Origin of the sequence: Kitasatospora sp. NPDC092039 (genome assembly GCF_044756065.1) — a bacterium.
In the GTDB taxonomy this organism is placed as follows: Bacteria; Actinomycetota; Actinomycetes; order Streptomycetales; family Streptomycetaceae; genus Kitasatospora.
Map to the genome: position 1 here is coordinate 1 of NZ_JBIVSD010000028.1, position 13031 is coordinate 13031.

The 13031-nt window shown below is 74.6% G+C and carries 9 protein-coding genes and 1 pseudogene; 7 read left to right on the forward strand and 3 right to left on the reverse strand.

The annotated features are described in order from the left end of the window. The 4 genes and pseudogenes from ACIQI7_RS35480 to ACIQI7_RS35495 all read left to right on the forward strand — a co-directional run. Positions 1-228 (forward strand): annotated as a pseudogene (locus ACIQI7_RS35480) (electron transfer flavoprotein subunit beta); the annotation flags it as partial. A 45-nt stretch (positions 229-273) separates the two neighbouring features. After that, positions 274-1236: an electron transfer flavoprotein subunit alpha/FixB family protein gene (locus ACIQI7_RS35485; protein WP_401118086.1), complete on the forward strand. Its 963-nt coding sequence runs from the start codon at positions 274-276 to the stop codon at positions 1234-1236. 229 nt (positions 1237-1465) lie between these two features. Then, positions 1466-2884 (forward strand): acyl-CoA synthetase, encoded by a 1419-nt coding sequence (locus ACIQI7_RS35490; protein ID WP_401118089.1) that lies wholly within the window; start codon positions 1466-1468, stop codon positions 2882-2884. 321 nt (positions 2885-3205) lie between these two features. After that, positions 3206-4072 carry a C40 family peptidase gene (locus ACIQI7_RS35495; protein ID WP_401118091.1) on the forward strand — a complete coding sequence of 289 codons (867 nt, stop codon included), beginning with the start codon at positions 3206-3208 and terminating at the stop codon, positions 4070-4072. Positions 4073-4224: 152 nt separating this feature from the next. On the opposite strand, the gene ACIQI7_RS35500 is transcribed toward ACIQI7_RS35495, so the two are convergent. After that, on the reverse strand, positions 4225-5139 hold the full coding sequence (locus tag ACIQI7_RS35500; protein WP_401118093.1) for a PfkB family carbohydrate kinase: 915 nt from the start codon (positions 5137-5139) through the stop codon (positions 4225-4227). A gap of 437 nt (positions 5140-5576) precedes the next feature. Between ACIQI7_RS35500 and ACIQI7_RS35505 the strand changes: the two genes are divergently transcribed. Both ACIQI7_RS35505 and ACIQI7_RS35510 read left to right on the forward strand, forming a co-directional pair. Next, entirely contained in the window at positions 5577-6644 is a 1068-nt protein-coding gene (locus ACIQI7_RS35505; RefSeq protein WP_401118095.1) for an NUDIX domain-containing protein, read from the forward strand. 140 nt (positions 6645-6784) lie between these two features. Continuing rightward, on the forward strand, positions 6785-7645 hold the full coding sequence (locus ACIQI7_RS35510; protein ID WP_401118098.1) for a DUF4184 family protein: 861 nt from the start codon (positions 6785-6787) through the stop codon (positions 7643-7645). Here ACIQI7_RS35510 and ACIQI7_RS35515 read toward each other — a convergent pair. Beyond that, positions 7621-8985, reverse strand: coding sequence for a dipeptidase (locus ACIQI7_RS35515; protein ID WP_401118100.1), 1365 nt, complete (start codon positions 8983-8985; stop codon positions 7621-7623). The genes ACIQI7_RS35510 and ACIQI7_RS35515 overlap by 25 nt on opposite strands. A 245-nt stretch (positions 8986-9230) precedes the next feature. Here ACIQI7_RS35515 and ACIQI7_RS35520 point away from each other — a divergent pair, with 245 nt between their 5' ends. Further along, positions 9231-10487, forward strand: a complete 1257-nt coding sequence (locus ACIQI7_RS35520) for a geranylgeranyl reductase family protein (RefSeq protein WP_387759735.1) — start codon at positions 9231-9233, stop codon at positions 10485-10487. Between the two features lie 104 nt (positions 10488-10591). On the opposite strand, the gene ACIQI7_RS35525 is transcribed toward ACIQI7_RS35520, so the two are convergent. Then, the gene (locus ACIQI7_RS35525; RefSeq protein WP_401118104.1) at positions 10592-12895 is read right to left on the reverse strand and encodes a glycosyl hydrolase family 18 protein; all 2304 of its coding nucleotides are present in this window, start codon (positions 12893-12895) and stop codon (positions 10592-10594) included. Positions 12896-13031: the final 136 nt, after the last annotated feature.

A 13031-nucleotide genomic window follows, 5' to 3' on the forward strand; every position in this document is an offset into this window, starting at 1 on the left:
CGCTACCCGTCGTTCAAGGGGATCATGGCGGCGAAGAAGAAGCCGGTGCAGTCGCTGGACCTGGACGACCTGGGCATCGAGGCGGACGAGGTCGGTCTGGCGGGTTCGTGGACGGCGGTCGAGTCGGTGGCGGCGCGTCCGGCGCGGACCGCGGGCACGGTCGTCAAGGACGAGGGCGAGGGCGGCAAGTCGCTCGCGGCCTTCCTCGCCGACCAGAAGTTCATCTAGTCCCACCCGTTCGCGCATCCAACGATCGATCAGGAGCAACGAATCATGGCTGAGATCCTGGTTCTGGTGGACCACGCCGACGGTGCGGTCCGCAAGCCGGCCCTGGAGCTGCTGACCCTGGCCCGCCGCATCGGCGAGCCGTCCGCCGTCGTCCTGGGCGCCGGCGCGGCCGCGGCCGACATCGCCGCCAAGGCCGGCGAGTTCGGCGCGGCGAAGGTGTACGTCGCCGACGGCGCCGAGTTCACCGACCAGCTGGTCGTCCCGAAGGTGGACGCCCTGGCCCAGATCGCCAAGGCCAACGACGCCGCCGCCGTGCTGGTGACGTCCTCCGGCGAGGGCAAGGAGGTCGCCGCCCGCGTCGCGCTGCGCCTCGGCTCCGGCATCATCACCGACGCCGTCGACCTGGAGGCCGGCGACGGCGGTCCGGTCGCCACCCAGTCGGTGTTCGCCGCGTCCTTCCAGGTGAAGTCGAAGGTCACCAAGGGCGCGCCGGTCATCACCGTCAAGCCGAACGCCGTCGCCCCGGAGGCCGCCCCGGCCGCCGGCGCGGTGGAGAACGTCGCCGTCGAGTTCACCGGCAACGCCGCCAAGGTCACCTCCCGCACCCCGCGGGTGTCCTCCGGCCGCCCCGAGCTGACCGAGGCCGCCATCGTGGTCTCCGGCGGCCGCGGCGTCGGTGCCGCCGAGGGCTTCGGCGTGGTCGAGGAGCTCGCGGACGCGCTGGGCGCGGCCGTCGGTGCCTCGCGCGCCGCCGTGGACGCCGGCTGGTACCCGCACAGCAGCCAGGTCGGCCAGACCGGCAAGCAGGTCTCCCCGCAGCTGTACGTCGCGGCGGGCATCTCCGGCGCCATCCAGCACCGGGCCGGCATGCAGACCTCGAAGACCATCGTGGCCGTCAACAAGGACCCCGAGGCCCCGATCTTCGAACTGGTCGACTACGGCGTGGTCGGCGACCTCTTCGAGGTGCTGCCGCAGCTCACCGCCGAGGTGAAGGCCCGCAAGGCCTGATCCCCGGACGACCGAAGAGGGCGTGGCACCGAGGAGTACCCGGTGCCACGCCCTCCGGCGTTCCCGGGGGCCCCTCCTCCTCGGCCCGGCCCCGTCGTCCCCGGAGCGCGGCGGGCGGGGCGGCGGCCCGTAGAGTCGGCGCCGACGCGTGACGCGGAGGCGGACGCGCGAGGCGAGCGCGCCCGGGACGACGGGGCGCAGTGGCGTGGGACGAGGCGAGGACGGTGGCATGGCACTGCTGACGGCACTTCAGGGCGGTTTCGGCGACGCGGCGGACGCGCTGCGGATCGACGGTCGGACGCTCTCCCGGGAGGACCTGCTGGGCGCGGCGACCGCCGTCGCCGACCGGGTGGCCGGGGCCCCGGCGCTCGCGGTGCTCGCCCGGCCCACCGTCGAGACCGTCACCGCCGTGGTCGGCGGCCTGCTGGCGGGCGTCCCGGTGGTGCCGCTGCCGCCCGACTCGGGGCCCAAGGAGCGCGAGCACATCCTGCGCGACTCGGGCGCGGCGCTGCTCGCGCACGCCGTCGGGGAGACGCCGCCGCAGGACACCCCGGTGGCGGGGCTGCCGGTCGACCCGGCGCACCGCTCCGCCACCACCTTCGCCGAGCCGGCTCCCGAGTCGACCGGCTTCGTGCTCTACACCTCCGGCACCACCGGCGCGCCCAAGGGCGTGGTGATCCGGCGCGAGGCGGTCGCCGCCGACCTCGACGCCCTGGCCGCCGCCTGGCAGTGGACCGCCGAGGACACCCTGGTGCACGGCCTGCCGCTGTTCCACGTGCACGGACTGCTGCTCGGCGTGCTCGGCGCCCTGCGCACCGGCAGCGCCCTGGTGCACACCGGGCGGCCCACCCCGGAGGGGTACGCGACGGCGGGCGGCAGCCTGTACTTCGGGGTGCCCACCGTCTGGTCCCGGGTGGCGGCGGACCCGGCGGCGGCCCGGCTCGCCCCGGCCCGGCTGCTGGTCTCCGGCAGCGCGCCGTTGCCCGTCCCGGTGTTCGAGCGGTTGGCGGCGCTCACCGGGCACGCCCCGATCGAGCGGTACGGGATGACCGAGTCGCTGATCACCGTCAGCACCCGGGCGGACGGCGAACGGCGCCCGGGCAGCGTCGGGCTGCCGGTGGACGGGGTCCGTACCCGGCTGGTCGGCGAGGACGGCGCGCCGGTGCCGAGCGACGGGGAGAGCGTCGGCGAACTCCAGGTCTGCGGCCCGACGCTGTTCAGCGGCTACCTCAACCGGCCGGACGCGGACGCCGAGGCGTGGACGGCGGACGGCTGGTTCCGCACCGGCGACGTCGCGGTGATCGGGGCAGACGGCTTCCACCGGATCGTCGGCCGCGCCTCGGTGGACCTGATCAAGAGCGGCGGCTACCGGATCGGCGCGGGCGAGGTGGAGGCCGCGCTGCGCGACCACCCGTCGGTCGCCGACGCGGCCGTGGTCGGCGTGCCGGACGAGGACCTCGGACAGGCGATCGTCGCGTACGTCATCGCGGACGGCGCCGTGACGGGGGACCAGCTGACGGCCTTCGTGGCGGATCGGCTCTCGGTGCACAAGCGGCCGCGCCGGGTCGTCCTGGTACCCGAACTGCCCAGGAACGCGCTGGGAAAGGTGCTGAAGAAGCAGCTGCTGGCGGAGGCCGGCGGACGCTGACGACGGGGGCTCCGGACGCTGACGGCGGGGTCTCCGGACGCCCCCTCGGATGACGGGTGTTCACCCTGATGCGCCGTCGGTGCTCACCACCCGTGACCCTTCCATTGGCGCACTCCACTGCGCGCCGTGAGCGGACGCGTGCCTAACGTGACACGCAGGCAGAACCGAATCCCCTGGACGACACGCCGCGGCTTCCGGTCGCAGGACCGGAAGCCGCGGCGTGCCGGACGGGGGCTCTGCCGACAGGCACGGCCATTCCTGGCCGGTCACAGAACCCGCTGCAGTCCGCAGCGATCCGCAGCAGTGAAGGAAGTCAGCACGATGACCACCGTCAACACCGGCGCGCCGGAGGCCGCCGGCGAACCGACCGGGCAGCAGGACGCTGCCGCCGTCCGCCCCTCCCGTCCGTCCCGCACCGCGCGGCTCCGTCGGGGGATAGGCATGGTGGCCGTGATCGCGACCGGCGCGGGCGTGATCGGCCTCGGCACCGGCGTCAGCCCCGCGGCCGCCGAGCCCGCCCCGGCGCACGCCGGGTGGGACGGCTCGCGGTACTGGTTCAAGAACAGTCAGGGGCAGTGGCGCTGGACCTCGCACTACAGCGTGTACGCGGCCCGGACCGGGGGCGGCTCCGCGTCCGCCGCCAAGGCCACCGGCAGGTCCTCCGGGATCAAGCAGGGCTGGGACGGCTCGCGCTACTGGTTCCGCAACAGCAAGGGCGAGTGGCGCTGGACCTCGCACTACGACGTCTACCTGGACCGCACCGGCGGCGGCTCGTCCTCGGGGTCCGCGGGCTCGGGCCACGCCGACGACTCGGTCGCGGAGGACCGGGACGTCGAGACCGCCGTGCAGTTCGCGCTCTCCCAGCTGGGCGTACCGTTCCGCCGGGCCGGCAACGGGCCGGACGGCTACGACTGCTCGGGCCTGGTGCAGCAGTCCTTCCGGCGCGGCGGGATCGAGCTGCCGCGCGTCGCCAACGACCAGTACGCGGCCACCACGCCGATCCGCGCGAGCCAGTTGCGCCGCGGTGACCTGCTGTTCTGGTCGCCGGACGGGACCGCGCGCGGCATCCAGCACGTGGCGATCTACCTGGGCGACAACCGGTACGTCGAGGCCGCGCGGCCCGGGACCAACGTCCGGACCTCGGCGATCAGCAGCGGCTACTACCCGGCGTTCATGGGGCGCCCGTAGCGGGTCCGCCGTCCGCCCGTCGGGGGCACCGGGTCCGCCGGGTGCCCCCGACGGGCGTTCCGGGGCGCCGACGCCTCGGCGTCCGTCGGGCGTTCCGCGAAGCTTCCGCGGGCGGAGGCCGGTGCCCTGACGGGCGTGCCGCCGACGCGTGGTCAGAGGTCAGTCGGGCGGGGCAGGGCGCCGCGGGCGCCGAGGCCGGTGACGGCGAACGCCCCGGCCGCGACGGCGGTGGCGGCCGCGTCGGGCAATTCGGCGCCGCGGGCGAGCCCGGCGGCCAGGGCGCCGCAGAAGACGTCGCCGGCGCCGGTGGTGTCGACCACCCGGACGGCGGGGGCGGGCAGGTGGACCGCCGTCCCGCCCGCGGCGACCAGCGCGCCCGCACCGCCCAGGGTGACCACGGCGCCCTCGGCGCGTCGGGCCAGGACCCGGGCGGCCTCGGCGACGTCGGCGGCGCCGGTGAGCTGGCGGGCCTCGACGGCGTTCGCGACGATCAGCGGGCGGCGGCCGGTGGGGCCGGCCTCCGGCAGGGCGCCGGCGGGGGCGGTGTTGTGCAGCCAGCGGGTGCCGCCCGAGGGGCCTGCGGCGGGCAGGGCGGCGGCGGTCGCCCGGACGCACTCCTCGGGGACCTCGTTGCTGGTCAGGACCACGTCGACGGGGAGCAGACGGAGGCGGCCGAGGGCGGCGGTGACCTCCTGCGGGGTGAGGTGGGCATTGGCGCCGGGCACGACGACGATGCTGTTCTCGCCGGACGGGTCGACCATGACGATCGCCTGACCGGTGGGCGCGTCCGGGTGGGTGAGCACGGCGCCCGTCTCGACCTGCGCGCCGTGCAGATCGGCACGCGCCGCCTCGCCCTCCGCGTCCCGCCCGACCTTGGCGACCAGGTGCGTCGCCGCGCCCATCCGGGCCGCCGCCACCGCCTGGTTGGCCCCCTTGCCGCCGAAGCCCCCGGTGGCGGCGGTGGCCAGGACGGTCTCGCCGGGGGAGGGGAGCACGGGGCAGCGGAGGATGCGGTCCGTGTTGACCGAGCCGATGACGATCACGCGACCTGCGGGCAGCAGCTTCATCGTTCCTCTGTACGCGGCGGGGCGCGGGCGGCGCAAGCCGGCGGGCGATGGCGGGCGCAGCGCGAGTTCGGGGCAGATGCGGGGCGGGCGCAGCGCGGGTGCGGAGCGCGCACGCGGGGGCACGGGGCGTACGGGTGGGGGCGCGCGGAGCGTACGAGCGGGGCGTGCGCGGCAAGTCGACCCGTCAGGCGCCCTGTGCCCTAGCAGTAGTGAAGGGGTGCAATTTTGATGTAGACCGGTCTGCATATTTCTGCCCGTGGGTGTCTGACCTGGGCACATGCCGCTGTCACGGGGCAGGTCGGGGCGTGCGGGCGGGCGCGTCGGGGAGGCATGGGGAGCGGCGTGGCGCGGGTACCACCACGGGTGGCGCTGGTTCGACCAACGGGGGCGCTGCCCGGTGCGAACGGCATCGGGGGAAGTCGAGGGCAGGGGACGTTGTGATCGTCTGGGTCAATGGAACATTCGGGGCGGGCAAGACGAGCGCCTGCCGCGAGCTGGTGGAACTGCTGCCCGGGAGCGTGCTCTTCGATCCCGAGCTGGTGGGCTTCGGCCTGCGCCGGATGCTTCCGGTCGACCGGTTGGCGACGGTGTCCGACTTCCAGGACCTGGCGGCCTGGCGCCGGCTCGTCCCCGAGACGGCGGCGGCGCTGCTCGGTGAGGTCGGGGGCCCGCTGGTGGTCCCGATGACCCTGCTCAGAGAGGACTACCGGGACGAGATCTTCGGCGACCTGGCCTCGCACGGGATCACGGTGCACCACTTCGTGCTGGACCCTGAAGAAACGATCCTGCGTGACCGCATCGCCCACCGCGAGGAGTGCCCGGGCGATCCGGAGGGCAGCGAGCGGGTCCGCACCTGGTGCCTCGAACACCTGCCCCACTACCGCGCCGCCCGCCGCTGGCTGGTCGGCGACGCCCGCATGATCGACACCAGCGAACTCTCCCCCCGGGAGACCGCGCACCGGATCGCCGAGCTGGTCCGGGTCGGCGCCGCCCGCTGTCCGATCGTCCAGACCCCGGACCCGACCGGCGACACCGTGGCCTCCGCCGTCCTGTTCTTCGACGAGCAGGACCGCGTGCTGCTGGTCGACCCGGTCTACAAACCGGACTGGGACTTCCCCGGCGGCGTGGTCGAGCGCGGCGAGGCCCCCACCGACGCCGCCCTGCGCGAGACCGCCGAGGAGCTGGGCCTGCGCCTGGACCCGGCCGCGCTGCGCCTGCTCGCCGTCGACTGGGAGCCGCGCACCGGCCCGCGCCGCGGCGGCCTGCGGCTGGTGTACGACGGCGGCCTGCTGAACGCGGAGGGCCGGCAGAACCTGCTGCTCCAGCAGGAGGAGCTGCGCGGCTGGCGCTTCGTCACGCTGGACGAGGCCGGCGAGCTGCTGCCCCCGGGGCGGTACCGGCGGCTGGCGGCCGCGCTGGACGCGCGGCGGAGCGGCGAGCTGCGGTACCTGGAGGCGGGGAGCCGGGTGGCCGTCGGGCTGGCGAGCACGGCGGACGCGGCGTAGCGGGCGGGCGGCCGCACCGGCCGGTGCGGCCGGTTCAAGGGGCAGGTTCACGGCGGTCGGTGCCGGGTGGTCGCGGCGGAGCGGCCCGTGACGCGCCTCCCGGTGCGCGGCGCCGCGGTCGCGGGCGGGAGGATGGAGGCATGCCGTTCACGCTGAGCCATCCCGCCGCCGTCCTGCCCCTGCTGGGTGCCGCCGGGGCGCGCGGGCCCCTGGTGGCGTCGGCGCTGGTCGCCGGGTCGATGGCGCCGGACGTGCCGTTCTTCGCCGAGTCCCTGCTGCCCGGCGTGTACGGCCACGGCGGGCTGACGCACCGCTGGTGGGCGGTGCCGACGCTGGACGTGGCGATCGCCGGCGTGCTGGTGGCCGGCTGGCACGGGCTGCTGCGCGGGCCGGTGGTGGCGCTGCTGCCCGAGCGGTGGGCGGGCGGCGCCGAGGCGCTGACCGCCCGGCGGGCCGGGGGCGTCCACGGTCTCGGAGGCTGCGGAGCGGCCCGCGGTGCGGCGTGGTTCGCGGTGTCGGCGGCGATCGGCGCGGCCACCCACGTCGGCTGGGACGCGTTCACCCACGGCGGCCGGCTGGGATCGCGGCTGCTGCCCGTACTGGACCGGCAGGCGGCCGGGGTTCCGCTCTACGAGGCGCTGCAGTACGGCAGTTCGGCGCTCGCCCTGGCGGCGCTGGGCGGCTGGGCGGCGCGTGCGGTGCGGGCCGTCGAGCCGGTGCGGCCGGCCGTGCGGCTCGCGCCCCGCGCCCGGCGGGCGGCCGTCGCGGTGCTGGGCGCGGCCACGGCCACCGGGGTGCTGCAGCGGCTCGGTCCGCTGCGACGGAACCTGGTGCCGGAGGTCTGCTTCGGCGCCGGGGCCGGGCTCGCGGTGGGCATGGTCGGGTACGCGGCGGTGCTGGCGGCCGCCCGCCGGTTGCGCGGCGGGCGGCCGGACGTGCCTCGGCAGGCCCCTCGGGACCTCGCCCCGAACGTCCGTCAGACGGAGCGCAGTTCGGCGTAGCGGCGGAGGAACAGCGCCTCGGTGAGGGCCATCCGCTCCAGCTCTTCCGGGTCGACGCTCTCGTTGACCGCGTGGATCTGGGTGGTCGGCTCCTCGACGCCGATCAGCACGATCTCGGCCTGCGGGTAGAGCGAGCGCAGCGTGTTGCAGAGCGGGATCGAGCCGCCCTCGCCGGAGGCGACCATCGGGGTGCCGAAGGCCTCCGCCATCGCCTCGCCCATCGCCTCGTACGCCGGGCCGCTGGTGTCGGCGCGGAACGGGGCGCCGTTGCCCTGGCGCTCGATCGTCAGGCGGGCGCCGAGCGGGACCTGTGCCTCCAGGTGGGCGACCAGCGCGTCCTGGGCGGCGCCCGGGTCGGTGCCCGGCGCGACGCGCAGGCTGATCAGGGCCTTGGCGGTGGACTGGACGGAGGAGGTGGCGCCGATCACCGGCGGGGCGTCGATGCCGAGCACGGTGACGGCCGGGCGGGCCCAGAGGCGGTCCGCGATGGTGCCGGTGCCGGTCAGGGCGACGCCGTCGAGCACCTTGGCGTCGGCGCGGAACTGCTCCTCCGGGTACTGCACGCCCTCCCAGGTCTGGTCGGCGGTCAGGCCGGCCACCGCGACGTCGCCGTTCTCGTCGTGCAGCGAGGCCAGCATCCGGACCAGCGACTGCAGCGCGTCCGGGGCGGCGCCGCCGAAGGCACCGGAGTGCAGGTTGCCGGCCAGCGTGGTGACCGTGGCCTCGACGATCGTCATGCCGCGCAGGGAGGCGGTCACGGTGGGCAGGCCGGGGGCGAAGTTGCCGGTGTCGCCGATGACGATGGCGTCGGCGGCGAGCAGCTCGGGGTGGGCCTCGGCGTAGCGCTCCAGACCGCCGGTGCCCTGCTCCTCGGAGCCCTCGACGATGATCTTCAGGCCGACCGGGTAGGCGTCGCCGTGGACCTGACGCAGCGCCCGCAGGGCGGTCAGGTGCATCAGGATGTTGCCCTTGCAGTCGGCGGCGCCGCGCCCGTACCAGCGGCCGTCGCGCTCGGTCAGCTCGAAGGCGGGGCTGAGCCAGCCGTCCTCGTCCAGCGGGGGCTGGACGTCGTAGTGGGAGTAGAGCAGGACGGTCGGCGCGCCCTCGGGGCCGGGCAGCTCGCCGTAGACGGACTGGGTGCCGTCCGGGGTGTCCAGCAGCCGGACGCCGGTCAGGCCCTCGGCGGCGAAGGCGTCGGCGACCCAGCGCGCGGCCTTCTCGCACTCCTCGACCGGGAACTGGCGCGGGTCGGCGACCGACGGGAAGGCGACCAGTTCGGCGAGGTCGGTGCGGGCACGGTCCATCAGGGACCGGACGGCGTCGGCCAGGGGCTGTGACATCGAGGCTCCGGGGAGACGGTCCGCCCAGGGTGGTGTGCGGGCGGAGGAAGCGGGTTGCGGTAGTGCCGATCATAGGCGGAGCGGAACGGGGTGTTCCGAGGGTGCGGGGCCGGATCCCCGCGGACCCCGCCGGACGCCGGCGGCCCCCTCCCGGTCCTCGGGGAACCGGGCGCCCTTGAACGGGGCGGCCGGTGACTGGGGCGGCGTGCTCGAACGGCGCGGCCGGACACATAGGATTGCTCGACGTGACTGACTCCGGAAGCTCCGATTCCCGCAGCCCGCTCGACAGCCCGGCCGAGGGCGGTCCGACCGACGACGCGGCCGGGCCGCTGGACGGCGTCTGGGACGTCGTGGTGGTCGGCGCCGGACCGGCAGGCTCCTCGGCCGCGCACGCCGCCGCGGCCCAGGGCCGCCGGGTACTGCTGCTCGACAAGGCCGAACACCCCCGGTACAAGACCTGCGGCGGCGGCATCATCGGCCCCTCCCGGGACAGCCTCCCGCCGGATTTCCGGCTGCCGCTGCAGGACCGGGTGCACGCCGTCACCTTCGCCTACGACGGGAGGTACACCCGCACCCGGCGGTCCAAGCGGATGCTGTTCGGCCTGGTCAACCGGGACGAGTTCGACCTGCGCCTGGTGCAGGCGGCCAAGCAGGCCGGGGCGGTGCTGGTCACCGGGGTGACCGTCACCGGTGTCGAGCAGCGCGGCGGCGAGCACCGGACGGCGCTGGTCACGGCGGCGGACGGGCGCACCTTCGAGGCCCGCGCGGTGGTCGGCGCGGACGGCAGCGCGAGCCGGATCGGCCGGCACGTCGGCGTCACCTTCGACCAGATCGACCTCGGTCTGGAGGCGGAGATCCCGGTCCCGGCTCAGGTCGCCGCCGACTGGTCGGGCCGGATCCACCTCGACTGGGGCCCGCTGCCCGGCAGTTACGGCTGGGTGTTCCCGAAGACCGAGACCAGCAGCCTGACGGTCGGGGTCATCTCGGCCCGTGGCGACGGCGAGCGGACCAAGCAGTACCTCGCCGACTACATCCGCCGACTGGGCCTGTCCGGGTTCACCCCCCGGGTCGAGTCCGGGCACCTGACCCGCTGCCGGACCGAGGACTCGCCGCTCTCCCGCGGCCGGGTGCTGGTCGCCGGGGACGCGGCCGGACTGCTGGAGCCGTGGACCCGCGAGGGCATCTCGTACGCGCTGCGCTCGGGCCGGCTGGCCGGCGAGTGGGCGGTGAAGATCGCCGAGGCGGGCGACGCGACGGCGGTGCGGCGCGAGGCGCTGAACTACGCGTTCGCGGTCAAGGCCGGGCTGGGCGTGGAGATGCGCGCGGGCAAGCAGCTGCTGGGCGCCTTCGAGCGGCGGCCGTACCTGTTCCACGCGGCGGTCTGCCTGGTGCCGGCGGCCTGGCGGGCCTTCGCCCGGACCACCCAGGGGCACACCTCCTTCTCCCAGGTGCTGCGGCAGTACCGGGCGGCGCGGCGGCTGACGGCGATGGCCTCGCGGTAGGACGGCTGTCGTGACGCGGGGCCGGTGTCCCTCCCCGGTGCGGGGAGGGACACCAGCCCCGTTCGCACCGTGGCGCGGGCTGTCCGGGTGGCGGCGCGGTGGGGCTACTTGAGCCCGGTGTCCAGTGCGGACATCAGGGTGCCGGACGGGGTGTCGCCGGACATCTCCCAGATCATGCCGCCGAGCAGGTTCTTCGACTTCAGGTAGGCGGTCTTCTGTGAGATCGCCCAGGCGTCGTCGAAGCTCCACCACTGGCCGCCGGCTCCCGTGTAGCCGTACGTCGCGACGGACTTGGGGTCGTGGTAGACCTTGAGGCCGGAGAGGCTGGTGACCAGGTTGTGGTACCCGCGGGTACCGGCCTCGTCGGTGAACTGGCCCGGTGCGGCGCCGTTCGCGGACTGCCAGGCGCCGTTCGCACCGCCGTCCGCGACGCCCTGCCAGCCGCGCCCGTAGAACGGGAAGCCGATGGTCAGCTTGCGCGGGTTGACCCCGGCGTTCAGGTACGTCTGGACGGCCGTGTCCACGCTGAAGTGGGTGCTGTAGGGGTCGTTCGGGTCCTGGTAGAGGTTGGAGGCGTGGCCGGTGCGGTTCGGCTCCCAGGAGTTGTCGCTGCCCGACCCGTGGAAGTCGTAGCCCTGGACGTTGGCGATGTCCAGCGAGCCGAAGATCTTCGAGAGGTCCCAGCCGGCGGCGACCTTCGCCGGGTCGGCCGGGGTGAACGCGGTGAGCAGCTTGTGCGAGCCGCCCAACGCGTCCAGCTGCTTGCGGAATTCGGCCAGCAGCAGGGTCAGGTTGTCCTTGTCGTTCGGGCTCCAGTGGTTGCCCGGGTGGCCGTCGGCGGAGCCGGGCCACTCCCAGTCGAGGTCGATGCCGTCGAAGATGCCCGCGGCCACGCCGTCGCCGCCGGCGCCGTTGTAGACCGGCAGGTTGCCCTTGATCCAGGTGTCGACGCAGGACTTGACGAACTTCTGGCGGGACGCGTCGGTGGCGGCGGCGTCGGAGAAGTACTTGGAGTAGGTCCAGCCGCCGAGCGAGACGACCACCTTCAGGTTCGGGTACTTGGCTTTGAGCTTCTTCAACTGGTTGAGGTTGCCGCGGAGTTTGCCCCAGCCGTCGTCGGCCACGCCGTCCACCGACTGGGCGGCGCTCATCGCCCGGCCGTAGTCCGCGTCGGCGTCGCCGGCGCCGGTGCCCTGGTCCGGGTCCTGCGGGTTGCCGCTGGTGCCCTTGGTGACGCCCGCTAGGCAGGTCAGGTTGACCGGATCGATGTTCTCGAAGGCGTAGTTGATGACGTCGAGCTTGGCGGCGGCGCCCGAGGTGTCCAGGTTCTTGACGAAGTACTGGCGGCCGTAGATGCCCCACTGGACGAAGTAGCCGACCCGGGCGTACTTCCCGGCGCCGACCAGGTCCGAGGTGGTCACGGTGAGCGGGGCGGAGGCCGGTGAGGCGTTGTCGGCGGCGTCCCGGGCCTTCACGGTGAAGGTGTAGGCGGTGGACGGCGAGAGGCTGCCGACGGTCGCGCCGAGCGTGCCGCCGGTGACCGTGGCCGCCAGGGCGTCGCCCCGGTAGACGTCGTACGCGGCGACCCGGACGTTGTCGGTGGCCGCGTTCCAGGCGAGCTTCACCTCCGACGAACTGACGGCCGTCGCCCGGAGGCCGGCCGGTGCGGTGGGGGGCGAGGTGTCGGTGGACGGGTCGAAGGTGGACGCGGTGACGGACGGGCCGAGCGGGCCGGTGTTGCCGCGGCTGTCCTTGGCCCGGACGGCCAGGGTGTAGGAGGTGGCCGGGGTGAGGCCGGTGACCAGCACGCTGGTGGACGGGCCGGTGGCCAGCACGGTGCTGCCGCTCAGCACGTCGTAGGAGGCGACCGGGAAGTCCCCGCCGGTGGCGGCCGGCCAGCTCAGGGCGAGCGTGTGCGCGGTGGACTCGGTGACCGTCGGCGTGCCCGGTGCGGACGGTGGGACGTCCGCCGTGCCGTCGCACTTGTCACCGTTGACACGGCAGTTGAGCGGAGTGGAGACCGGACCGTTGCCGACGAACCAGAAGCTGTACGGCTCGGTGGTGCTGTGGGCGTTGACGGTGGAGTTGTAGAACGCGGCCGTGGCGGTGACGTGCCGGCCGTTGACGGTCGCGGTGCCGTTGTAGCTGTTGCCGATGGTGACGCCGGTCGGGAGGTCGAACTCCAGGGTCCAGCCGCTCACCGCGGTCGCGTTGTCGTTGCGGACGATGTAGGTGCCCTGCCACCAGGAGCCGTTGTCGGCGGTGGTGAAGGCGGCGGTGAGCTTTCCGGCGGCGTTCGCCGGGGCGGCCAGCGCGGTGAGCGCGGCGAGGGGCAGGAGCAGGACGGAGAGCAGTGCCAGCAGTCTGCTGCGCACGCGCGGGCGCCCGGCCCGGGATCGAGCGGACATGGTTCTCCCTGTGGCTGTGGGGGTTGAACAGGGTGACGTAGAACCTTGGTTGATCCGTGGGCGATCGATGCCTGCGCCGTGGGGAGGCGAGGCATGGGAACTGTAGGAGGACTGGACCAATGCGTCAACAGGTCTG